Raw genomic sequence first — 21046 nt, 5'->3', positions numbered from 1 at the left:
GCCGCGGCTATTGTTGATCGGCCGTCATATAACTAAAGTGACGCGCGTTCCGTGTCGCCACGCCGGTGGCGATGGCAGCAAGCGTCTCGGGGTCTAGGGGAATCTACGCGATGAATCGTTCGTTGAAACTGTCGATGCTGCTGGCGCTCGCCCTGGGCAGCACCCAGGCGGCGGCCCTGGACCTGGGCCAGATCCAGGTCAAATCCGCGCTGGGCCAGCCGCTGCTCGCGGAGATTCCGCTCACCCCGGACAGCCCGGCCGAACTGCGCGACCTCACCGTCCGCCTGGCCTCGCCCGAAGACTTCGCCCGCGCCGGCCTCGCCGGCGTGCGCCCGCAGATCCCGCTGCAGTTCAGCGTGGTCGACGTGGCCGGGCGCAAGGTGATCCGCGTTACCAGCGAAGAGGCGGTCAACGACCCCTACCTGGATCTGCTGGTCGAGGTCGACAGCGCCGCCGGCCGCAGCTTGCGCGAGTTCCCGGTCCTGCTCGATCCGCCGGGCACCGCGCCTTCGGCGCCGACCGTGCGGGCACCGCGCAGCACCGCGCCCGGCCACGCCCCGCAGACCGCCGCCCGCCCGGCTCCCGCCGCCTCGGCTCCCGCTGCCGCGCCGGCGGCCGGCCGCGTGGCCTCCGGTGGCGAGTACGGGCCGGTGCAGCGCGGCGAGACCCTGTCGCAGATCGCACGCCGCACCGCGCCTGCGGGCGTCGACCCGGTGCAGATGATGCTCGCGCTGCAGCAGGCCAACCCGGACGCGTTCTACCGCGACAACATCAACGCCCTGAAGAGCGGCGCCGTGCTGCGCGTGCCGAGCGGCCAGGAAGCGCAGGCCATGACCATGGCCGCCGCCATGGCCGAAGTGCGCCGGCAGAACAGCGACTGGCGCGCGGGGACGGCCCGCCCGACCACCACCGTGGCCAATGCCGCGGCTCCGACCGCCGGTGCAGGTGCCCCGCGCGGTGCAAGCGCAGCCGATCGCCTCGCGCTGGTGCCGGCCAAGGAAGGCGGCAAGAGCTCCGGCGTGCAGGGCGGCAGCGGCCATGGCGACGCGGCCCTGCGGCAGGATCTGCTGCGCAGCCAGGAACAGCTCACCACCCTGCAGCAGCAGAGCGCCGAGCTGAAGTCGCGCCTGAAGGACCTGCAGGACATCAACGACAAGAACACCCGCCTGCTGGCGCTCAAGGACAACGAGATCGCCGAGCTGCAGCAGAAGCTGGCCGAAGCGCGCCGGCGGGCCGGCCTGCCGGCCGCGCCCGCCACGGCGGCGGGCGCCACGGCCGCCGCCACTGCGCCCGCGGCCGCGGCAAGCGTGCCTGCCGCCGCGTCCAGTGCGGGCGCGGCGCCGGTCTTCGCCTCCACCGCCCCCGCTGCGGCGACGGCCGGCAGCGTGGCCGGTACCCGCCCGGCAGGTGCGCAGAGCGCCGCGCCGGCACCGGCCAACCGCCCGGTCGCCGCCGCCGCCAAGCCGCGTGCAGCGGCCCCGGCACCGGCGGCGCCGGCCGAGGAGCCCTGGTACATGCAGACCTGGGCCTGGGCTGCCGCCGCGGGCGCGATCGTGCTGTTGATCCTGCTGGCGCTGCTGGGGCGTCGTCGCAAGCCGGCCAAGCCGGCGGCCGCGGGTTCCTCGCTCGCCGACCGTTTCGGCTCGCTGCCGGCAGCCGCGCCCGCAAGCGCCGATCCGGACCAGGACGAACTGCTCGACCAGCTCGCCGAGCACCCGGACGACATCGGCCTGCATCTGGAACTGGTCAGCCTCTACTACTCGCGCCGCGACGTCGAGCACTTCGAGGCGGCGGCCGAGGCGATGCACGCGCACGTCGTCGATCCGCAGCAGGACGAGTGGCAGGACGTGGTGGCCATGGGACAGGACCTGTCGCCGGGTCACCCCTTGTTCGCCGCCGACGACCGCGTCGAAACCGGGGCCGGCGAGCCGGAAGAGTTCCAGGAAGATTTCCAGCAGGAGTCGCGCCCGGGCGACGAAGAGCCCCTGCACAGCTTCGACCTGGACGATTACGCCGCCCATGCCGAATCCGCCGGGCCGGCCGCTCCCACCGGTTCCAAGGTCAGCGAGTACCACTTCGATTTCGACCTCACGCCGCCGTCGCCCCCCGCGCCGCGGTCGCCCGAGCCGATCGCACAGCGGGAGTCGATGGAGCCGGTCTTCGATCACTCCCCGGCCGGCGAGGACGAGGGCACCGAGCAGCTGGAGGAGCCTGCCGAGCGCGGCGTGCCGGCCTGGAACGTCGAGACCACGCCCGTGAACGACACCCTGGCCAGCGGCGAGCACGAGATCGGCCAGTTCAGCGACGACCCGATCGATACCAAGCTCGACCTCGCCCGCGCCTACCTGGACATGGGCGATGCTGACGGCGCCCGCGCCATGCTCGAGGAAGTGATGAACGAAGGCACCCAGGTGCAGAAGGACGCCGCGCAGCGGTTGCTCGACAGCCTGGCCTGAGCCGGCGCACCGACGCACTCGCCGACGGGCCGGCCCTGCCGGCCCGTCGCGTTTCCGGCACCCCGGCGCGGGCGCGATGCTAAGCTTCCCGGCTGTTCCGCAGGACCTTCCGCATGCGCATCGCCCTCGGCGTCGAGTACGACGGCACCGACTTCCTCGGCTGGCAGCGCCTGACCCATGGCGCCACCGTGCAGGGCGCGCTGGAGGCGGCGCTGGCGCGCGTCGCCGCGCATCCGGTCGAGGTGACCTGCGCCGGGCGCACCGACGCCGGCGTGCACGGCCGCTGCCAGGTGGTGCATTTCGACACCGAGGCCCGACGCGACGCGCGCGGCTGGGTACTCGGCGCCTGCTCCAACCTGCCGGCCAGCGTCGCGGTGCTGTGGGCGCGGGAGGTGGACGCGGCGTTCCATGCCCGTTTTTCGGCACGCAGCCGGCGCTACCGCTACACGCTGCTCAACCGCCCCGTGCGTGCCGCGCTGGAGGCGCGCTACGTGACCTGGGAGCGTCTGCCGCTGGATGCCGAAGCGATGCATGCCGCGGCGCAGGCGCTGCTCGGCGAGCACGACTTCTCCGCCTTCCGCGCGGCCTCCTGCCAGGCCACGCATGCGCGCCGCTGCGTGCTCGGGCTTGAAGTGCGGCGCGAGGGCGAGCACGTGATCGTCGAGGTCGAGGCGAACGCGTTCCTGCACCACATGGTGAGGAACATCGTCGGCTCGCTGCTGCTGGTCGGGCGCGGCGAGCGCCCGGTCGCCTGGCCCGGCGAACTGCTGGCGGGGCGCGACCGCGAGGTGGCCGGCCCCACCGCGCCGGCCACCGGCCTGACCTTTCTCGGCCCGCGCTACGAGGCGCACTGGGGCCTGCCCGACGAGGTGAATCTGTGACCCGTATCAAGTGCTGTGGCATGACCCGCGTCGAGGATGCCGTGCTCGCGGCCGGGCTCGGTGTGGACGCGATCGGCCTGGTGTTCACCGCGCGCAGCCCGCGCCAGCTCGGCCTCGGCCATGCGCGCGCGATCGCCCGCGCGCTGCCGCCGTTCGTCACGACGGTGGCCCTGTTCATGGACGACGAGGCGGCCTTCGTGGAGGAGGTGGTCGCGGCGGTGCAGCCGGACCTGCTGCAGTTCCACGGCAGCGAGACCGACGCCTGGTGCGCGCAGTTCGGACGGCCCTGGCTCAAGGCGGTGGGCATGGGCGAGGGCATGGCGGCGCTGGCCCGCCTGCGCGAGCATCCGCATGCCGCCGGCCTGCTGCTCGACGGCCACGGCCTGGGGCAGCCCGGCGGTGGCGGGCAGGCGTTCGACTGGTCGCTGATGCCGCGTGACCTGGCGCAGCCGCTGATCCTGGCCGGCGGGCTGCACGCGGGCAACGTGGCCGAGGCGATCCGCCTCGCGCGGCCGTGGGGCGTGGACGTCTCCAGCGGCATCGAGAGCGAGCCGGGGGTCAAGGACCCGGCCAAGCTGCGCGCCTTCGTCGCGGCGGTACGCGGCGCCTAGGCGCCGCACAGCGCCTGCCGCAGCCACACGGCCAATGCGTCGATCCGCACGTCCGGCCGCACGCTGGCGAGGATCCAGGCGCCGCGCGTCGGCGTGAAACCCCATGGCGCCAGCAGGCGGCCGGCGGCGACGTCGTCGGCCACCAGCTGGGCCGGCGCGATCGCCACGCCGAGTCCGGCCAGCGCCGCTTCCAGCAGGTAGTACAGGTGCTCGAAACCCTGGCCGTAGCGCAACCGCTCGGGCGCCAGGCCGACTGCCTGCGCCCATTGCGGCCACGCCTGTGGCCGCGAGGCGGTGTGCAGCAAGGGTTCGGCGACGAGCGCATGCATCGGTCGGCCGGCCAGGCGGGCGGCGGCCGCGCCGTGCGCGGCGAGGACCGGGCCGATCCGCTCGGGGGCGAGTTCGTGCACGTGCCAGGCGGCCGGCCAGGGCGGCTCGGCCAGCAGCAGCGCGGCGTCCAGGCCGGGCAGGGCCGGTTCGAACGGCGATTCCTGCGCGCTCAGGTGCAATCGCAGGGCGGGCAGGTCGCGATGCAGCCGCTCCAGCCGCGGGATCATCCAGCGGGCCAGCAGGCTGCCCGGGCAGCCCAGCACCAGCGGCCGCCCGGTGCCGGCGCGGGTCAGCCGCGCCCAGCCCTCGCGCAACTGCGCGAAGGCCAGGCCCGCGCTCTCGTGCAGCTGTTCGCCTGGACCGGTGAGCGCCAGCCCGCGGCCCTGCCGGACGAACAGCGGCTGGCCCAGGGCCTCTTCCAGCGCGCGCAGCTGCCGGCTTACCGCGCCGTGGGTGACGTGCAGCTCCTTCGCGGCGCGGCTCACGCTGCCCAGTCGCGCCGTGGCCTCGAAGGCGCGCAGGGCGTTCAGCGGGGGCAGGTCGCGCGTGGTGGTCATCCGTGAGTTTTCCTGACAGATTGCTGCGATCTTATCGCTTTTCCCCTCGCCGGCCTTGCGCTAGGTTGCCGAATTCGCTGCCGCCGCATGGCCGCGGCGCCACCTGATTGCACGGGAACCTCACATGTCGTCCACCCAGGATTTCCACCGTTGGCCCGACGCACAGGGCCGCTTCGGCGCCTACGGCGGCAGCTACGTCGCCGAGACGCTGATGGCGCCGCTGGCCGAGCTGACCGCGGCCTACCAGCGCCTGCGCCAGGACCCCGCCTTCCTGGCCGAGCTGGACCGCGACCTGAAGTACTACGTGGGTCGGCCCAGCCCGGTCTACCACGCCGAGCGGCTGTCGCGGCACGTCGGCGGCGCGCGCATCCTGCTCAAGCGCGAGGACCTCAACCACACCGGCGCGCACAAGATCAACAACACCGTCGGCCAGGCGCTGGTCGCCCGACACATGGGCAAGCGGCGCGTGATCGCCGAGACCGGCGCGGGCCAGCACGGCGTGGCCAGCGCCACCATCGCGGCGCGCTTCGGCATGCAGTGCGTGGTGTACATGGGCGCGGTCGACATCGAGCGCCAGAAGATCAATGTCTACCGCATGAAGCTGCTCGGCGCCGAGGTTGTGCCGGTGACCTCCGGCTCGAAGACGCTCAAGGACGCGCTCAACGAGGCGATGCGCGACTGGGTCACCCACGTGGCCGACACCTTCTACATCATCGGCACGGTGGCCGGCCCGCACCCGTATCCACAGATGGTGCGCGACTTCAACGCGATCGTCGGGCGCGAGGCGCGCGCGCAGATGCTGGAGCAGTTCGGCCGGCTGCCCGACGTGATCACCGCCTGCGTGGGCGGCGGCTCCAACGCGATCGGCCTGTTCCATGCCTTCCTCAACGACGCGCAGGTGCGCATCGTCGGCGCCGAGGCGGCGGGGGAGGGCATCGCCACCGGGCATCATGCCGCCTCGCTGGCGGCGGGCCGCCCGGGCGTGCTTCACGGCAACCGCACCTACGTGCTGGCCGACGACAACGGCCAGATCGTCGAAACGCACTCGGTCTCCGCCGGGCTGGACTATCCGGGCGTCGGGCCCGAGCATGCCTTCCTCAAGGACGCCGGCCGTGCCGAGTACGTAGGCGTCACCGACGACGAGGCGCTGGAAGCCTTTCACCTGCTGGCGCGCACCGAGGGCATCCTCGCCGCGCTCGAGTCCAGCCACGCGGTGGCGCAGGCGATCAAGCTCGCCCGCGAGTACCCGCAGGACGCGCTGGTGCTGTGCAACCTCTCCGGCCGCGGCGACAAGGACGTGCACACCATCGCCGCCCGCGAAGGGGTTCAGGTATGAACCGCATCGACCGCCGCCTCGCCGATCTCAAGAGCGCCAATCGCACCGGCCTGGTTCCCTTCGTCACCGCCGGCGATCCCGCGCCCGCGCACACCGTCGCGCTGATGCATGCGCTGGTCGACGCGGGAGCCGACGTGATCGAGCTGGGCGTGCCGTTCTCCGACCCGATGGCCGACGGCCCGGTGATCCAGCACGCCAGCGAGCGGGCGATCGCGCAAGGCGTGGGCCTGACCGACGTGTTGCGCTGGGTCGGCGAGTTCCGCCGCGCCGATGCGGACACGCCGGTGGTGCTGATGGGTTACCTGAACCCGGTCGAGACCTACGGCTACGCGCGTTTCGCCGAGGCGACGGCACGTGCCGGCGTGGACGGCGTGCTGATCGTCGACTGTCCGCTGGAGGAGCGCGCCGTGCTCGAGCCGCTGCGTGCGGCGGGCCTGCGCCAGATCCTGCTCGCGGCTCCCACCACCGCACCCGCGCGTATGGCGAAGTTGTGCGAGGCGGCCGAAGGCTTCCTGTACTATGTGTCGTTCGCCGGCATCACCGGCGCGGCACGGCTGAGCACGGCGGACATCGCCGCGCGGGTGGCCGAGGTGCGCGCCGGAGCGAAGGCGCCGGTCGCGGTCGGCTTCGGCGTGCGCGATGCGGCGAGCGCGAAGGCGATCGCGGCATTCGCCGACGCAGTAGTGATCGGCAGTGCGCTGGTCGAGCGCCTGGAGGGCGCCACGGCAGCGGACGAGATCGCCACGCGGGCACGCGAGTTTCTCGCGCCTATCCGCGCGGCCCTGGACGCGCCTTGAGCTGCTCCGTCTCCCCTCCGGGGAGAGGGTTGGGGTGAGGGGGCGGGGCTGGCGGCAAGGCACAGCATTTGACGAGGTCCCCATGAACTGGCTCCAGAAAATCATGACCCCGCGTGCGCGCACGCACAGCACGAACACCGCCGGCAAGGGCAAGGTGCCCGAGGGCGTGTGGGACAAGTGCGCCGGCTGCGGCACCGTGCTGTACCGGCCGGAGCTGGAGCGCAACCTGATGGTCTGCCCCAAGTGCGGCCATCACCATCCGATCGGCGCGCGCGAGCGGCTGCTCTCGCTGCTGGATGAGGGTTCCGCGCAGGAACTGTGGGCGAGCCTGGAGCCGACCGATCCGCTCAAGTTCCGCGATTCGAAGAAGTACCGCGACCGCATCGTCGCTTCGCAGAAATCCACCGGCGAGAAGGACGCGCTGCTGGCCATGAGCGGCCGCCTGAAGGGCCGGCCGCTGGTCGCCACCGCCTTCGAGTTCTCCTACATGGGCGGCTCGATGGGCTCGGTGGTGGGCGAGAAGTTCACCCGCGCCGCCGAGCGTGCGCTGGCCGACCGCAGCGCGCTGGTGTGCTTCTCCGCCACCGGCGGCGCACGCATGCAGGAAGCGCTGTTCTCGCTGATGCAGATGGCCAAGACCTCGGCCGCGCTGGCGCGCCTGCGCGACGCCGGCGTGCCGTACATCAGCGTGATGACCAACCCGACCACCGGCGGCGTCTCCGCCAGCCTGGCGATGCTCGGCGACATCAACATCGGCGAGCCGAGGGCGCTGATCGGCTTCGCCGGCCCGCGCGTGATCGAGCAGACCGTGCGCGAGACCTTGCCGGAGGGCTTCCAGCGATCGGAGTTCCTGCTCGAGCACGGCGCCATCGACCTGATCGTCGACCGCCGCGAGATGCGCGACAGGCTCGCCGACCTGTTCGGTCTGCTGATGAAGGCGCCGCGCGCGGCGTGATGCGCCTTCCGTGACGCGTGACGATGCCGCCTGCGGGCGGCATCGTCGTTTCCGCCTCGCGTGTTTTCCACAGCCGGTGTGGATGCCTTACGGATAAGCCTGTGGACAAGCGGAACGACCGGCTTTGCCGACAGGCACTTGGCACACGCTGGCGATTCTTTATGCAATGGCTACGCGCGCTTCGCGCGTTGTCCACAGTGCTTGTGGAAGCGGCTGGGACAAGCCTGTGGATAGGTGGCCTATCTCCTTGATCGGCCAAGCCTGCGCGACACCGTGCACACGAACTGATCAGCGCCCGCCTTCCGGTAGGGAGCAAGCCTGCTCGCGAGGCCCTTTGCCTGGCATCGCACCGACGCCACCAAGAGAGCACCGCGAGCAAGCTCGCTCTACGACGGCATGGCCATCGGCGCAAGCAGGTTCGCCAGCCACAGCGAGGCACCACCGAGCGCGCCGCCGAGGCCGATCGCCGCCAGCACGTCGCTGGGGTAGTGCAGGCCCAGGACCACGCGCGAGGTCGCCACCAGCGCGGTGAAGCCGAGCAGCAGCGGCGCCAGCGCCGGATACCAGGACAGCGCCACGACGGTGAAGCCGACCGCTTGCAAGGTATGGCCCGAGGGGAAGCTGAATTCATCCAGCGGCGGCACGTGCGCGATCACGCCGGGGCAGGCGCGGAACGGACGCGGCCGCCGCGTCCAGCGCTTGAGCCGGCGGTACAGCATCAGCGCCACCAGCCCGGTCCCGGCCATGTGCACGGCCGCGACGGTACCGCGCAACCCGTCGGCCAGCGCGAGGGCGAGCATCAGCGCGTACCAGAACACGCCATCGCCCAGCCGGCTGACCAGGCCGAAGCAGGCGCCGACCGCGCGCCGTGTGCCCCAGCGGTTGGCCAGCAGGCACAGGTGACGGTCCAGCGCGAAGCGTGGCAGCTCAGGCGTGGGCGATGCGGACGGCATGGACCGGGCGTTCCCGGCGGGCGAGCCCGCTCAGCAAGTCTTCGAATTCGCGCACCACCGCCTCGGGCGAGAGCCGTCCGACACTGGCCCGGGCGGCACGTCCCATGTGCCGGATCAGCCCGGGGTTGCCCGCCAGCGTCACCGCCGCGGCAATGAAACCCTCCGTGTCGCCCGGAGCGATGCGATAACCGTTGTGCGCGTGACGCAGGTGCTCGCGCGCGGCGCCCTGGTCGAACGCCACCACCGGCACGCCGGCGGCGAGCGCCTCCAGGACCACGTTGCCGAAGGTCTCGCTGAGGCTGGGAAAGGGAAACAGGTCCGCGCTTGCGTAGTGCCGCGCGAGTGCCTCGCCCTGCAGCGTGCCGGCGAAGATGAAGTCGGGATGGGCCGCGGCGAGCGCCGCGCGCGCGGGGCCGTCGCCCACCCACACGTAGCGCGCTCCCGGGATCCGCTGCTGGATCGCGCGGAAGGCCTGGGCCGCCAGCTCCAGGTTCTTCTCCGCCGCGATGCGGCCCACGTAGAGCAGGACCGGCGTGCTGCCGTCGGCACCCCAGCTCGCGCGCAGCGCAGGATCGCGCCAGGCCGGATGGAACTGGGCCGTGTCGACTGCGCGGCGCAGCAGGCGCACGTTGTCGATGCCAGTTTCGCGCAGCTCGCGCGCCAGCGCGTCGGTGGGCACCAGCGTGGCGTCGGCGCGACGATGGAAACGGCGCAGGTAGCCACGCACGGCCGGCGCCAGGGCGCCGAGCCCATAGTGGCCCGCGTAGGTGTCGAAGCGCGTATGGAACCCGGTCGCCACCGGGATGCCCAGGCGCATCGCCGTGCGCAGCGCCGAGCGGCCGAGCGGGCCCTCGGTGGCGACGTACAGCGCATCCGGGCGCAGCCGCTGCCAGCGCCGATGCAACAGCCGGCCGGCCGGCAGCCCCATGCGCAGCCCCGGGTAGCGCGGCAGCGCCATCCCGCGCACTTCCTGCACCAGGATGCCGGGCTCGTCCGCGCGAGCCTCGCGCTGGTGGGGGCGGATCAGTTCGATACTGTGGCCGCGGGCGGCCAGTCCCCTCGCCAGCCCGTGCACGGTCAGGGCGACGCCGTTGATCTCCGGCGGATAGGTTTCACTGACGATGCCGATGCGCATGCAAGTCCCCGTCGTTGCCGCGCGCAGCTTGGGTGCGGGCCGTTGCGTGCCCGTGGCACGGTCGTGACGATGGCATGACGCCCCGTCGGCGGCGGGGCATACTGGCGGCACCACCCGAGGAGACGCCCCATGAAACGGATGCTGTTCGCTGCCGTGTTCGCCGCCGCCAGCGCCACCGCCGCCGCGCAGTCGCCTGCGCTGCAGGCCAGCAAGGCGCCTGCCGGCGCCACGGTCTACTTCATCACGCCCAGGGACGGCGCCACCGTCGGGCGCGAGGTGACCGTGCGGTTCGGCCTCAAGGGCATGGGCGTCGCGCCCGCCGGCGTGGCGAAGGAGCACACCGGGCACCACCATCTGCTGGTCGACGTGACCGACCTGCCGCTGGCCGGGCAACCGATCCCCAAGGACGAGCACCACCTCCACTTCGGCAACGGCCAGACCGAGACGGTGCTGCATCTGGCGCCGGGCACGCATACGTTGCAGCTGGAGCTGGGCGACGCCAACCACGTGCCGTTCGATCCGCCGGTGGTGTCGAAGAAGATCACCGTCCATGTGAAGTGAGTCGTGCGGAGGTGCGCATGAAGACCTGGCTGATCCTCGCCGTCCTGGCTGCGCCGACGGTCGCCGCCGCGACCGTCGCCATGGAGCCGGCCGCGGCGCAGACGCAATCGTCCGCCGGCAGTGCTCCGGCGCACCACCAGCTCTTCACGGTGCGGTACGTGCTGCGGCCCAATCCTGCGCCCTTGCCCCACGTGATCATCGAGCGCGACGGGGGGCTGATGCCACCGGCCGGCCCGGCCGGACGCCAGGCCCTGCTGCTCGGGACCGGCTACCGCGATCCCAACGCGATCCTCTGCTACGGCTGGGGGTGCGAGGGCGGCAGGCACCCCTGGCCACGCTGAGCGGAGCGGACAGCCTGCGGCGACAGGCGCGACGGGCCGCACCCGTCAGGCCTCGGGCGAACGGGTTCGGCTAAAATCCCGCGTTTCGTCCTGCATCGCTGGCTCCCATGACCGTCCGCACCCGCTTCGCACCCAGCCCCACCGGCTTCCTCCACATCGGCGGCGCGCGCACCGCGCTGTACTGCTGGCTGGAGGCGCGCCGGCGCGGCGGCGAGTTCCTGCTGCGCATCGAGGACACCGACCGCGAGCGCTCGACCGACGAGGCGGTGCAGGCGATCCTCGACGCCATGGCGTGGCTGGACCTGTCCGCCGACGCGCCGCCGGTCTACCAGACCCAGCGGCTGGCCCGCTACAGGGAGGTGGCCGAGCGCCTGCTCGCCGAGGGCAAGGCCTACTACGCCTACGAGACCAAGGAGGAGATCGAGGCGATGCGCGAGGCGGCCATGGCGCGCGGCGAGAAGCCCCGCTACAACGGCTACTATCGCGACCGCAACGAGCCGTATCGCGACGATCCCAACCGCGTCATCCGCTTCAAAAACCCGACCGGGGGCTCGGTGGTGTTCGAGGACAAGGTCAAGGGCCGCGTGGAGTGGTCCAATGCCGAGCTCGACGACCTGGTGATCTTCCGTTCCGACGGCTGGCCCACCTACAACTTCGCGGTGGTGGTCGACGACATCGACATGGGCATCACCGAGGTGATCCGCGGTGACGACCACGTCAACAACACCCCGCGCCAGATCAACATCTACAAGGCGCTGGGCGCACCGGTGCCGGAGTTCGCGCACCTGCCGATGATCCTGGACAAGGAGGGCAAGAAGCTCTCCAAGCGCACCGGGTCGGTCAGCGTGATGGAGTACCGCGAGAACGGCTACCTGCCGCACGCGATCCTCAACTACCTGGTGCGCCTGGGTTGGTCGCACGGCGACCAGGAGATCTTCTCGCGCGAGGAGATGATCCGCCTGTTCGATATCGCCGATGTCAACAAGGCGGCCTCCCGCTTCGATACCGAGAAGCTCAACTGGCTCAACCAGCATTACCTCAAGACCGACGACCCGCAGGCGATCGCGCCGGAGTTCGAGTGGCACCTGGCGCGCGCGGGCGTGGACGTCTCGCGCGGCCCGGCGCCGGCCGACGTCATCGTGGCGCTGCGCGACCGCGTGCACACGCTCAAGGAGATGGCCGAGCGCGCTCGGGTCTGGTACGCGCCGATCGCCGAGTGGGACGAGAAGGCGGTGGCCAAGCACCTGAGGAACGACGGCGCCGTGGCCGTGCTCACCGAGGCCAAGGTCCTGCTGGCCGACTGCGAATGGAAGCCCGAGCCGATCCACCGGGTGATCGAGGCCATCGCCGCCAGCCTCGAGCTCGGCATGGGCAAGATCGCCCAGCCGCTGCGCGTGGCGATGACCGGCACGCAGGTGTCGCCGTCGATCGACCACACGATCTACCTGGCCGGTCGCGCCGAGGCGCTGCGGCGCATCGACGACGCGATTGCCCGCGCGCAGGGCTGACCCCGGGCGGCGATGGACGAACTGCTTGCCCGCGCCGTGCAGGGCGTCGATCCCGACGCCCCAGGCGCGTTCTGGCGCATCTTCCTCAACCTGATGGGGCTGGTGCCGTGGGCTGCGCTGGCCGGGTGGAGCCTGCTGTTCGTCGCCGTCGGTGCCTTGCTGGGATGGTGGCGCGGGCGTACCGCCGAAGGCATCGTCTGGGCCGCCGTGCTCGGCCCGCTCGGCTGGCTGCTGATCCTGCGCCGGCCACGCCGCGGGCGACCGCCGCCGTTGCCGCGCCGTCGCGCGTAGCGACATGCAGGCAGGAGCGCGTCCGCGGGGCTATCATGGTGGCCGCATTCCCTTCGGAACACGACGTGTCAGGCAAGCTGCACTCCCATCACGTGGAAGACCCCGGCAGTTTCGTGGCGGCGGTCGAGCAGGCCAGCGAGGAGCGCGGCCTGCGCCTGACACCGCTGCGCAAGGAAGTGCTGGAGCTGGTGGCCGCGGCCGGCCGGCCGGTGAAGGCCTACGACCTGCTCGACCAGTTGCGCGAGCGCCACGGCAATGCGGCGCCGCCCACCGTGTACCGCGCGCTGGATTTCCTGCTCGAGCAGGGCTTCATCCACAAGCTGGAATCGATCAACGCCTACGTCTCCTGCCACCATCCGGCGGAGGCGCACCAGGTGCCGTTCCTGATCTGCGACAACTGCGCCAGCGCGCAGGAAGTGTGCGACGCGCGCGTGGCCGAACTGATCGAGGCGCAGGCGCGCTCGTTCGGCTTCCGCCCGCAGGCGCAGACCCTGGAAGTGCACGGTCTCTGCAAGCACTGCCGCAAGGGCTGAGCGAGGCCGGATAAGGCGCGGGGCGCGACACATCCGGTGTCGCGCCCCGCATTTCCGGTGTTGGCGGGGAGGGATTGAATGCCGCACCGGAAAACCGAAGGCCAGGCCAACGAGCCGAAGCCTATAACCTGGGATTGTAGAACGCACGCATTACAGCCGCGTTGACCACCGTTCGCGTTTCCGTTACCGCTTGATGTTATATTATAACGAGCTAAGACGGTAGCGCCCGTTCATGCCGATTACGGAGCCGATGGAAGCCCAGCCGACCACCTCACGCCGATGGCAGCTTGCCGACCGGATCGGTGCGGTCGCCTCGTTCCTGTGCGCGATCCACTGCGCCGCGCTGCCGTTCGTGCTGGCGCTGCTGCCGCTGGCGGGCCTGGAGTTCCTCGCCGACCATCGCTTCGAGCGCGCCTTCGTCGTGTTCGCCTGCACTCTCGCGCTGCTGACGCTGGGCAACGGCTATCGGCGGCACCGCCGGCCGCGGCCGCTGCTGCTCGCGTTTCCCGGGCTGGCGTTGCTGCTGCTCGGCGTGACCGTGGCCGAGCAGTACCCGATCGCGTGGCACAGCGCGCTGGTGACCTGCGGCGGCGTGCTGGTCTCCTGCGCCCATTTCGTGAACCTGCGGCTCGACCGCCGGGCCCCGCACGTGCACGGGCCGAGTTGTGCGCACTGAGCGCGGTGATTGTGTAACGCGCCCGGCGCTTCCTACGATGGGTCGATGAGCGGGCCGCACGAACACCACCACCACACCGGCGGGCACGCGCACATGCATGGACACCACGTTCCGGATGCGCGCGGCCGCAAGCTGCTGCTCGCCTTCCTGCTGACCCTGCTGATGCTGCTGGCGGAGGCCGTCGGCGGCCTGTGGTCCGGGTCGCTGGCGCTGCTGGCCGATGCCGGCCACATGATGGTCGATGCGCTGGCGCTGGCGCTGGCCTTCGTCGGTGCGCGGCTGGCGTTGCGGCCCGCCGATGCGCGGCGCAGCTACGGCTATGGGCGGCTGGAAGTGCTGGCGGGGTTCGTCAACGCGCTGGCCCAGTTCGTGCTGGTCGGCTTCATCGCCTGGGAGGCGGTACAGCGCCTGCTGCACCCGGGCCCGATCCTGTCCGGCGTGATGCTGTCGGTGGCGTTCGCCGGCCTGCTGGTCAACCTGCTGGTGCTGCGCGTGCTGCACGGCCACGCCCACGACGACGTCAACATGGCCGGCGCCAGCCTGCACGTGCTGGGCGACCTGCTGGGCTCGATCGGCGCGGTGCTGGCGGCACTGGCGGTGCGCTGGCTGGGCTGGACCCGGGCCGACCCGGTACTCTCGCTGCTGGTGTCGGTGCTGATCCTGGGCAATGCCTGGCGGCTGCTGCGCACGTCGGCGCACATCCTGCTGGAGGGTGTGCCCGAGGACCTCGACGTGGGCGAGGTGCAGCAGGCCTTGCGCGATGCCGATCCTTCCATCCGCGACATCCACCACCTGCACGTGTGGCAGCTGGCCTCCGGTTCGCGCATGGCCACCCTGCACGCGCAGGTGCGCGAGGGCGACGACGCCTGCGCGGTGGCGGCGATCCACGCGTTGCTGCGGCAGCGCTTCGGCATCCGGCACGTGACGGTGCAGGTCGATGCCGGTCCCTGCACGGACCACGTGCGCGGCTGCATGGACCATGGCCACCGCTGACCGGAGGGGGGGAGCGAGCGGGCTCGCGATGCGTTCGGCTCCCGCGCCCGCACCGGACCAGCAGCATCGCGAGCAGGCGTGTCCGTACGGAAAGAGCATCGGCGGCCGCTCTTGCGCTTTGCCCCTTCGCTGCTACGATGGCCGGCCACTCACGCATACGAATCAAGGAGTTCCCATGGGTAAGGGCGATCGCAAGACCCGCCGCGGCAAGACCTACCGCGGCAGCTACGGCAACACACGTGCGCACGATGCGCAGCCGGCCGTGGTCGGCGCCAAGGCGACCGTGACCAAGCCGGCCGCCGCCCGCAAGGCCGCGCCGAAGAAGAAGTCGGCCTGAGCGGCCCGGTACCGGATACGAAGCCCCCGCCTTGCGCGGGGGTTTTTGTTTGCGCATTCGGCACCGGTTAATCCGCGGAAGACACGCGCTTCACCGCGAGCATGGAAACGTGGCTGCCGGGTTTGCACGGAGCCGACATGAACGCGATCGAGCTGTTGACGCAGGACCACAGGAACATGCGCGCGCTGCTGGAGGAACTGGCCGGCACGACCACGCGCGCGCTGAAGAAACGCAGGGATCTGCTGGAGAAGATCGAGACCAACCTGCGGGTGCACAACACCATCGAGGAGGAGATCTTCTACCCGGCGTTCAAGGATGCCGGGGACGGAAAGGACGACGCCAAGACCTACTTCGAGGCGCTGGAGGAGCATCGCGCCGCCGGCGACCTGGTACTGCCCGACCTGCTCGAGACGGATCCGTCGAGCGAGAAGTTCTCCGGTCGCGCCAAGGTGCTCAAGGAGCTGTTCGAGCACCACGCCGACGAGGAGGAAAAGGAAATGTTCAAGCGCGCGCGGGCGTTGCTGGGCAAACAGACCCTCGAAGCGCTGGGCGACCGGATGGCGCAGCGCAAGGTCGAGTTGAAGAAGCGGCCGGAAGCGGCGTGAGGCGGTGCTGCGATGAACGGACGCGACGAAGGCTTCCGCCCCGAGCGCAGCGCGCTGCTGATCGTCGACATGATCAACGACCTGGAGTTCGAAGGCGGCGAGGCGCTGCTGGAGCAGGCTCAGCCGATCACCAGCGCGATCGTGCGTCTGCGCGACGCCTACCGCGCGCGCGGCCTGCCGGTCATCTACGCCAACGACAACTTCGGCCGCTGGCATGCCGATTTCGCCAAGGTCATCGAGCACTGCCGGCGCATGGGTTCGCGCGGCGCCGTGCTCAGCGACGGCCTGCTCCCGGCGGTGGAGGATTACTACATCCTCAAGCCACGGCACTCGGCGTTCTACGAGACGCCGCTGTCGACCCTGCTGGAGAAGCTCGGCATCGAGCGGCTGGCCCTGGTGGGCATCGCCGGCGACGACTGCGTGCTGCGCACCGCGCTGGACGCGCAGATGCGCGGGTACCCGATCTGGGTTCCGGCCGACGGTATCGCCTCGCAGACGGCCCTGCGCAACCAGCGCGCACTGGCCTGCATGAGCGAGGTGGCCGGCGCCGACATCACCCGCATCGATGCCCGCCTGCCCGAATGGAAAGACACTCAGCGGAGTCACAGCATGAACAGCAGCAGCCACGACCGCAAAGACGTGCAGCACCCGGACTGCACCAAGCCGCAGCGGCCGGAGAGCCCGGCCGAGCGCGAGGGCCGCAAGGCCCACGAGAGCGAGCTGACCGACGAGGCGGTGGAGGAGACCTTCCCGGCCAGCGATCCGGTCTCGCCGTTCATTCCGGCGAAGACGCCGCAGGATTGAGCGGCAGCGGGACCTCGCGCCCGCCGAGCCACACGGCGCGCAGCAGGTCGCCGCCGGTCCAGTAGCAGAGCTCGGCCGGCTGGCCGACGGTCCAGGCAACCAGGTCCGCGCGCTGGCCCACCGCCAGCGTGCCGCGGTCGGCCAGGCCCAGCGCGCGCGCGGCGTGCACGGTGATGCCGCGCAAGGCCTCTTCCGGGGTCAGGCGGAACAGCGTGCAGGCCATGTTCGCCGCCAGCCGCAGCGACAGCAGCGGCGAAGTGCCGGGGTTGCAGTCGGTCGCGATCGCGATCGGCACGCCGTGGGCGCGCAGGCCTTCGACCGGCGGCAGGCGGGTCTCGCGCAGCGCGTAGAACGCGCCCGGCAGCAGTACCGCGACGGTGCCCGCCTGGGCCATCGCGCGCAGGCCTCCTTCACCGAGGTATTCGAGGTGATCGGCCGAGAGGCCTCGATGCGCGGCCACCAGCGCCGCGCCGTCCTGGTCGGAGAGCTGCTCGGCATGCAGCTTCACCGGCAGACCCAGCGCCGCGGCGCGCTCGAACACGCGCGCGGTTTCCTCGCGGCTGAAGCCGATGCCCTCGCAGAAGGCGTCCACCGCGTCGACCAGGCCTTCGGCGGCGAGGGTGGGCAGCATCTCGTCGCAGACGAGCGCGACGTACTCGGCGCGACGCTCGCGGTACTCCGGCGGCAGCGCGTGCAGGCCGAGGAAGCTGGTGCACACGCCGATGCCCAGCGTCTGGCCGATGCGCCGGGCCACGCGCAGCATGCGTCGCTCGGTCGCCAGGTCCAGGCCGTAGCCCGACTTGATCTCCAGCGTGGTCACGCCGTCGCGCAGCAATGCGCGGGCGCGCGGCAGGCTCTGGCGCAGCAGCTCCGCCTCGTCCGCGCCCCGGGTGGCGGCGACGGTGGAGGCGATGCCGCCGCCGGCGCGGGCGATCGCCTCGTAGCTGGCACCGTTGAGGCGCATGTCGAATTCCCGCGCGCGATCGCCGCCGAACACCAGGTGGGTATGGCAGTCGATCAGGCCGGGCGTGAGCAGCGCGCCATCCAGGCGATCCACCGTGGCCGCCAGGCGCTCGGGCGCATCGGGCAGTGCGTCGGCGGGGCCGACCCAGGCGATGCGGTCGCCCGTGATCGCCAGCGCACCGCGGCCGACCAGCCCGAACGGATGCCCGGCGGCGAACGTGGCCAGCGTGGCATCGACCAGCAGGCGATCCCAGCGTGGCTCGCTCACGGCTTCTGCACCGGTTCGGAAGGCGCGGCCCGCTCGTCGAAGGCGCTGCTGGGCCCGACGTGGGTCGGCGGCGTGGGCGAGGCCGCCGCCTGCTGGCGCTCGAACTCCTGCACCAGCCGCTCGGCGAAGTCCTTGTAGACCGGCGTGGGGCTGAGCAGCGACGCGGCGGCGCGGGCGAGCAGGCAGGCGGCCATCACCGGGATGATCATCGACTGGTTGGCGGTCAGCTCCATCGCGATCACCGCCGACGTGAGTGGCGCGCCGGTGACGCCGGCCAGGTAGGCGCTCATGCCGAGCAGCACCACCGCCGCGACCGGCACGCCCGGCAGCAGGTGGGCGATGTTCTGGCCCAGGCCCGCGCCCACCGCCAGCGCCGGCGAGAAGATGCCGCCGGGAATGCCGGCCCAGTACGAGACCACGTTGGCGGCCAGCTTGGCCAGGCCGAAGCTCTCGCCGGGCGTCACCGCCGCCTGCTGCACGATGGCGCGTGCCTGGTCGTAGCCGGTGCCGTAGACCGAGCCGTGGAACAGCACGCCGAGCACGGCCAGCACCAGGCCGCAGCCGGTGGCGAAGGCGACCGGCCAGCGCGCGCGCAGCGCGCCGATCTTCGCCAGGGGACCGCGCCGGCTGAGCAGGATCAGCCGTGCGAACAGGCCCCCCAGCAGGCCGCAGCCGATGCCGCACAACAGCACCGCCACCCAGGCTCCGCCCAGCGGCAGGTTCACCGCCACCGTGCCGAAGTAGGCATAGTTGCCCATCACCCCCAGCGACACCACGCCGCCGACGATCACCGCGGTGAGCAGCAGGCCGCTGAAGCGGTGCTCGAAGGTGCCGGCCAGTTCCTCAATGGCGAACACCACGCCGGCGAGCGGCGTGTTGAACGCGGCGGCGATGCCCGCCGCGCCGCCGGCCAGGATGAAGCGCGAGGCCGCCTTCGGGTCGCTGAAGCCGAAGCGGCGCGCGAAGGTATAGAACAGCCCCGCGCCCACGTGCACGGTGGGGCCCTCGCGGCCGATCGAGGCCCCGGCCGCCAGCGCGATCAGTGTCAGCAGCATCTTGCCGGCGGCGATCGGCAGCGCCAGCATCCTGCCGCGGAACCGTTCGTTTTCGATGTGCAGCGTGGCGATCACCTGCGGGATGCCACTGCCGCGGGTGGCGCTGAAGCGGCCCGCGGTGACCCAGGACAGCAACCCGAACACCGCCGGCGTCAGCAGCAGCGGAATCCATACGCCGTGCGCCAGGATGCGCAGGAACAGCCGGTAGGCCCAGTTGCTCGCCTCGGCGAACACGATCGCGGCCAGCGCCACCAGCACGGCACCGCTCCACAACGCGATACGGCGCTTCCATTGGTGGGGGGCGAAGAACTCGTGCCCGAGCAGGGCCTGCAGGCGGGGATTGGTGGCTGGCATTCGGCCATTATCGCAGACTGCCGTGTTGGAACCGCATCGGCGCGCCCACCCGCTGGCAGGAGCGAGCTTGCTTGGGATGCTTTTCGGGCACGACGCGGCACCAGCAAAAAGGGGATCGCGAGCAAGCCGCTCCTACCGAAGCGTGCCGGCGCGTGCCGTCCAGCGCGTCTCGTAGAGGTCGAAGCGCCGGTCCTTGAGGTTGGTCACCGCGCCGGCGTTGCGGGCGCGGGCCAGGCTTTCCAGGCGCAGGTCGGCAAACAGCACGGTCTCGATGTTGGGCGTGGAATCGGCCGCCACGGCGTCGCGCGCGAACAGGAAGTCGCTTGGGGTGAGGATGCAGCTCTGCCCGTACTGGATGTCGAAGTTGTTCACCCCAGGCAGGTTGCCCACGTTGCCCGAGAGCACCACGTAGCATTGGTTCTCGATCGCCCGTGCCTGCGCGCAGTAGCGCACGCGCAGGTAGCCTTCGCGCACGTCGGTGCAGAAAGGCACGAACAGGATCAGCGCGCCCTGGTCGACCAGATGCCGCGCCACTTCGGGGAACTCGGTGTCGTAGCAGATCATCACGCCGATCGGGCCGCAGTCGGTCTGCACCGTGGCCGCGCTCTCGCCGCCGGCGATGTTCCACACGTTGCGCTCGCTGGGCGTGGGATGGAGCTTCTCGCGCTCGTGGATGGAGCCGTCGCGCAGGCACACGTAGCAGACATTGTGGATGTCGCCGTTGGGCTGCTCGGTCGGATGCGAGCCGGCCACGATGTTGATGTTGTAGCGCACCGCCAGGCGGCCGAAGAGCTCCTTCACCTGCGGCGTGTACTGGCTGAGCTTGCGAATGGTGGCGACGGGCGAGAGCTCCTCGTTCTCGATCGAGAGCAGCTGCAGCGTGATCAGCTCGGGAAAGGCCACGAAGTCGGCGTTGTAGTCGGCTGCGATGTCGGTGAAGTACTCCACCTGGGTGGCGAATTCCTCGAACGAGCGGATGCGCCGCTGCAGGTACTGCACCGAGGCCACCCGTACCGAGTCGGGCAGGTGCCTGGGCGTGGGGATGGCGGGGATGTCCGGGTGGTCGAGCAGGGCCGGGTTGCGCCACACCAGATGCACCGCCCAGCCCAGCGACTCGTGGTCGGAGGGCACGTAGGCGCGCAGCAGGCCGACCACCTCGAAACCGTTGGCCAGCTGGAAGCTCAGCGTCGCGTCGCGGCGCTGGCCCGACACGACCGCCTGCACGTACGCCTCCGCGCTGCCGTAGCGGGCGATGTTGCGGGCCAGGCCGGGGATGCGTCCGCCGAACACGATGCCGCGCAGCTTCAGGTCCGTGCACAGCCGCTTGCGCGCCTGGTACAGCCGCTGGCCGATGCGCATGCCGCGGTAGTCCGGATGCACCACCACCTCCATGCCGTACAGCCACTCGCCGTCCGGCTTGTGGCGCGAGGCCATGCCGCCGCCGGTGATCTGCATCCAGGTGTGCGGCGCCAGCGCGGTGGCCTCGTCGATGCGGAAGGTCGCGCAGTAGCCGACCACGGTGCCGGCGTACTCGACCACGAACTGGCCTTCCGGGAAGTGCGTCTGCTGCGAGCGCAGCATCTCGGCCGAATGGCCCCACTCGGGGGTGTAGACGCGGGCGGTGAGGTCGACCAGCGCCGGCACGTCCTCGGGCCGGGCCTGGCGCAACAGCAGCTTGGCGGTCTGTTCGGGGGTTTTCCTGGCCATGCACCCAGTATCCGGAGCGGGATGTGGTGGAACCGTCGG

At 71.3% G+C, this 21046-nt stretch carries 22 protein-coding genes; 16 read left to right on the top strand and 6 right to left on the bottom strand.

Translation table 11 applies throughout. From position 1 onward, the window contains the following. Positions 1-110 precede the first annotated feature (110 nt). The 3 genes from WAT24_RS09990 (at position 111) to WAT24_RS09980 (ending at position 3948) form a co-directional block, all read left to right on the top strand. The gene (locus WAT24_RS09990) at positions 111-2456 is read left to right on the top strand and encodes a motility hub landmark protein FimV (RefSeq protein WP_336807710.1); all 2346 of its coding nucleotides are present in this window, start codon (positions 111-113) and stop codon (positions 2454-2456) included. A gap of 113 nt (positions 2457-2569) precedes the next feature. Continuing rightward, a complete protein-coding gene (truA, locus tag WAT24_RS09985) occupies positions 2570-3337 on the top strand; it encodes a tRNA pseudouridine(38-40) synthase TruA (RefSeq protein ID WP_336807709.1) in 768 nt (255 codons plus the stop codon). Then, complete coding sequence (locus WAT24_RS09980; RefSeq protein ID WP_336807708.1) at positions 3334-3948, top strand: phosphoribosylanthranilate isomerase; 615 nt, start codon at positions 3334-3336, stop codon at positions 3946-3948. Before truA ends, WAT24_RS09980 begins: the two co-directional genes overlap by 4 nt. Here WAT24_RS09980 and WAT24_RS09975 read toward each other — a convergent pair. Continuing rightward, positions 3945-4835, bottom strand: coding sequence for a LysR family transcriptional regulator (locus WAT24_RS09975; protein ID WP_336807707.1), 891 nt, complete (start codon positions 4833-4835; stop codon positions 3945-3947). The genes WAT24_RS09980 and WAT24_RS09975 overlap by 4 nt on opposite strands. A 124-nt stretch (positions 4836-4959) precedes the next feature. On the opposite strand from WAT24_RS09975, the gene trpB reads away from it, so the two are divergent. The 3 genes from trpB to accD all read left to right on the top strand — a co-directional run bounded on the left by trpB (position 4960) and on the right by accD (position 7923). Then, entirely contained in the window at positions 4960-6171 is a 1212-nt protein-coding gene (trpB, locus tag WAT24_RS09970) for a tryptophan synthase subunit beta (RefSeq protein ID WP_336807706.1), read from the top strand. Continuing rightward, a complete protein-coding gene (gene trpA / locus WAT24_RS09965) occupies positions 6168-6968 on the top strand; it encodes a tryptophan synthase subunit alpha (protein ID WP_336807705.1) in 801 nt (266 codons plus the stop codon). Before trpB ends, trpA begins: the two co-directional genes overlap by 4 nt. A gap of 82 nt (positions 6969-7050) precedes the next feature. Continuing rightward, positions 7051-7923, top strand: coding sequence for an acetyl-CoA carboxylase, carboxyltransferase subunit beta (gene accD / locus WAT24_RS09960; protein WP_336807704.1), 873 nt, complete (start codon positions 7051-7053; stop codon positions 7921-7923). A gap of 386 nt (positions 7924-8309) precedes the next feature. On the opposite strand, the gene WAT24_RS09955 is transcribed toward accD, so the two are convergent. Together WAT24_RS09955 and WAT24_RS09950 are read right to left on the bottom strand one after the other, a co-directional pair. Further along, entirely contained in the window at positions 8310-8876 is a 567-nt protein-coding gene (locus tag WAT24_RS09955; RefSeq protein WP_336807703.1) for a phosphatase PAP2 family protein, read from the bottom strand. Next, positions 8851-10011, bottom strand: coding sequence for a glycosyltransferase family 4 protein (locus tag WAT24_RS09950; RefSeq protein ID WP_336807702.1), 1161 nt, complete (start codon positions 10009-10011; stop codon positions 8851-8853). The genes WAT24_RS09955 and WAT24_RS09950 overlap by 26 nt, the downstream gene beginning before the upstream one ends. Positions 10012-10140: 129 nt before the next feature. On the opposite strand from WAT24_RS09950, the gene WAT24_RS09945 reads away from it, so the two are divergent. From WAT24_RS09945 to WAT24_RS09900, 10 genes are all read left to right on the top strand, one after another. Then, positions 10141-10572, top strand: a complete 432-nt coding sequence (locus WAT24_RS09945) for a DUF4399 domain-containing protein (protein ID WP_336807701.1) — start codon at positions 10141-10143, stop codon at positions 10570-10572. 17 nt (positions 10573-10589) lie between these two features. Next, entirely contained in the window at positions 10590-10913 is a 324-nt protein-coding gene (locus WAT24_RS09940; protein WP_336807700.1) for a hypothetical protein, read from the top strand. Positions 10914-11020: 107 nt separating this feature from the next. After that, positions 11021-12421: a glutamate--tRNA ligase gene (gene gltX / locus WAT24_RS09935; RefSeq protein WP_336807699.1), complete on the top strand. Its 1401-nt coding sequence runs from the start codon at positions 11021-11023 to the stop codon at positions 12419-12421. 12 nt (positions 12422-12433) lie between these two features. Then, a complete protein-coding gene (locus WAT24_RS09930; protein ID WP_336807698.1) occupies positions 12434-12712 on the top strand; it encodes a hypothetical protein in 279 nt (92 codons plus the stop codon). A gap of 65 nt (positions 12713-12777) precedes the next feature. Beyond that, a complete protein-coding gene (locus tag WAT24_RS09925) occupies positions 12778-13245 on the top strand; it encodes a transcriptional repressor (protein ID WP_425605292.1) in 468 nt (155 codons plus the stop codon). Positions 13246-13495: 250 nt separating this feature from the next. Next, complete coding sequence (locus WAT24_RS09920; protein ID WP_336807696.1) at positions 13496-13921, top strand: MerC domain-containing protein; 426 nt, start codon at positions 13496-13498, stop codon at positions 13919-13921. Positions 13922-13966: 45 nt separating this feature from the next. Continuing rightward, complete coding sequence (locus WAT24_RS09915; RefSeq protein WP_425605291.1) at positions 13967-14914, top strand: cation diffusion facilitator family transporter; 948 nt, start codon at positions 13967-13969, stop codon at positions 14912-14914. Positions 14915-15089: 175 nt separating this feature from the next. Further along, positions 15090-15251, top strand: a complete 162-nt coding sequence (locus tag WAT24_RS09910) for a 30S ribosomal protein THX (protein WP_336807695.1) — start codon at positions 15090-15092, stop codon at positions 15249-15251. Between the two features lie 137 nt (positions 15252-15388). Then, positions 15389-15856 (top strand): PA2171 family ribosome-binding persister protein, encoded by a 468-nt coding sequence (locus tag WAT24_RS09905; RefSeq protein ID WP_336807694.1) that lies wholly within the window; start codon positions 15389-15391, stop codon positions 15854-15856. Positions 15857-15868: 12 nt separating this feature from the next. Next, a complete protein-coding gene (locus WAT24_RS09900) occupies positions 15869-16660 on the top strand; it encodes a cysteine hydrolase family protein (protein ID WP_336807693.1) in 792 nt (263 codons plus the stop codon). Here WAT24_RS09900 and hutI read toward each other — a convergent pair. The 3 genes from hutI to WAT24_RS09885 all read right to left on the bottom strand — a co-directional run bounded on the left by hutI (position 16632) and on the right by WAT24_RS09885 (position 21007). Beyond that, positions 16632-17891 carry an imidazolonepropionase gene (gene hutI / locus WAT24_RS09895; protein ID WP_336807691.1) on the bottom strand — a complete coding sequence of 420 codons (1260 nt, stop codon included), beginning with the start codon at positions 17889-17891 and terminating at the stop codon, positions 16632-16634. The genes WAT24_RS09900 and hutI overlap by 29 nt on opposite strands. Beyond that, a complete protein-coding gene (locus WAT24_RS09890) occupies positions 17888-19300 on the bottom strand; it encodes a chloride channel protein (RefSeq protein WP_336807690.1) in 1413 nt (470 codons plus the stop codon). Before WAT24_RS09890 ends, hutI begins: the two co-directional genes overlap by 4 nt. A gap of 132 nt (positions 19301-19432) precedes the next feature. Beyond that, complete coding sequence (locus tag WAT24_RS09885; protein ID WP_336807689.1) at positions 19433-21007, bottom strand: GNAT family N-acetyltransferase; 1575 nt, start codon at positions 21005-21007, stop codon at positions 19433-19435. Positions 21008-21046 lie beyond the last annotated feature (39 nt).

This window comes from Fulvimonas yonginensis, from assembly GCF_037137055.1.
Lineage (GTDB): Bacteria > Pseudomonadota > Gammaproteobacteria > Xanthomonadales > Rhodanobacteraceae > Frateuria_A > Frateuria_A yonginensis.
The sequence above is the reverse complement of the archived record's forward strand: the minus strand, read 5'-3'. Positions and strand labels throughout refer to the sequence as shown.

Bases quoted from the DNA above. Each gene is read 5' to 3' on its own strand.
- WAT24_RS09990 (WP_336807710.1), top strand. From the start codon at position 111: ATGAATCGTTCGTTGAAACTGTCGATGCTGCTGGCGCTCGCCCTGGGC.
- truA (WP_336807709.1), top strand. From the start codon at position 2,570: ATGCGCATCGCCCTCGGCGTCGAGTACGACGGCACCGACTTCCTCGGC.
- WAT24_RS09975 (WP_336807707.1), bottom strand. From the start codon at position 4,835: ATGACCACCACGCGCGACCTGCCCCCGCTGAACGCCCTGCGCGCCTTC.
- trpB (WP_336807706.1), top strand. From the start codon at position 4,960: ATGTCGTCCACCCAGGATTTCCACCGTTGGCCCGACGCACAGGGCCGC.
- trpA (WP_336807705.1), top strand. From the start codon at position 6,168: ATGAACCGCATCGACCGCCGCCTCGCCGATCTCAAGAGCGCCAATCGC.
- accD (WP_336807704.1), top strand. From the start codon at position 7,051: ATGAACTGGCTCCAGAAAATCATGACCCCGCGTGCGCGCACGCACAGC.
- WAT24_RS09955 (WP_336807703.1), bottom strand. From the start codon at position 8,876: ATGCCGTCCGCATCGCCCACGCCTGAGCTGCCACGCTTCGCGCTGGAC.
- WAT24_RS09950 (WP_336807702.1), bottom strand. From the start codon at position 10,011: ATGCGCATCGGCATCGTCAGTGAAACCTATCCGCCGGAGATCAACGGC.
- WAT24_RS09945 (WP_336807701.1), top strand. From the start codon at position 10,141: ATGAAACGGATGCTGTTCGCTGCCGTGTTCGCCGCCGCCAGCGCCACC.
- WAT24_RS09940 (WP_336807700.1), top strand. From the start codon at position 10,590: ATGAAGACCTGGCTGATCCTCGCCGTCCTGGCTGCGCCGACGGTCGCC.
- gltX (WP_336807699.1), top strand. From the start codon at position 11,021: ATGACCGTCCGCACCCGCTTCGCACCCAGCCCCACCGGCTTCCTCCAC.
- WAT24_RS09930 (WP_336807698.1), top strand. From the start codon at position 12,434: ATGGACGAACTGCTTGCCCGCGCCGTGCAGGGCGTCGATCCCGACGCC.
- WAT24_RS09920 (WP_336807696.1), top strand. From the start codon at position 13,496: ATGGAAGCCCAGCCGACCACCTCACGCCGATGGCAGCTTGCCGACCGG.
- WAT24_RS09915 (WP_425605291.1), top strand. From the start codon at position 13,967: ATGAGCGGGCCGCACGAACACCACCACCACACCGGCGGGCACGCGCAC.
- WAT24_RS09910 (WP_336807695.1), top strand. From the start codon at position 15,090: ATGGGTAAGGGCGATCGCAAGACCCGCCGCGGCAAGACCTACCGCGGC.
- WAT24_RS09905 (WP_336807694.1), top strand. From the start codon at position 15,389: ATGAACGCGATCGAGCTGTTGACGCAGGACCACAGGAACATGCGCGCG.
- WAT24_RS09900 (WP_336807693.1), top strand. From the start codon at position 15,869: ATGAACGGACGCGACGAAGGCTTCCGCCCCGAGCGCAGCGCGCTGCTG.
- WAT24_RS09890 (WP_336807690.1), bottom strand. From the start codon at position 19,300: ATGCCAGCCACCAATCCCCGCCTGCAGGCCCTGCTCGGGCACGAGTTC.
- WAT24_RS09885 (WP_336807689.1), bottom strand. From the start codon at position 21,007: ATGGCCAGGAAAACCCCCGAACAGACCGCCAAGCTGCTGTTGCGCCAG.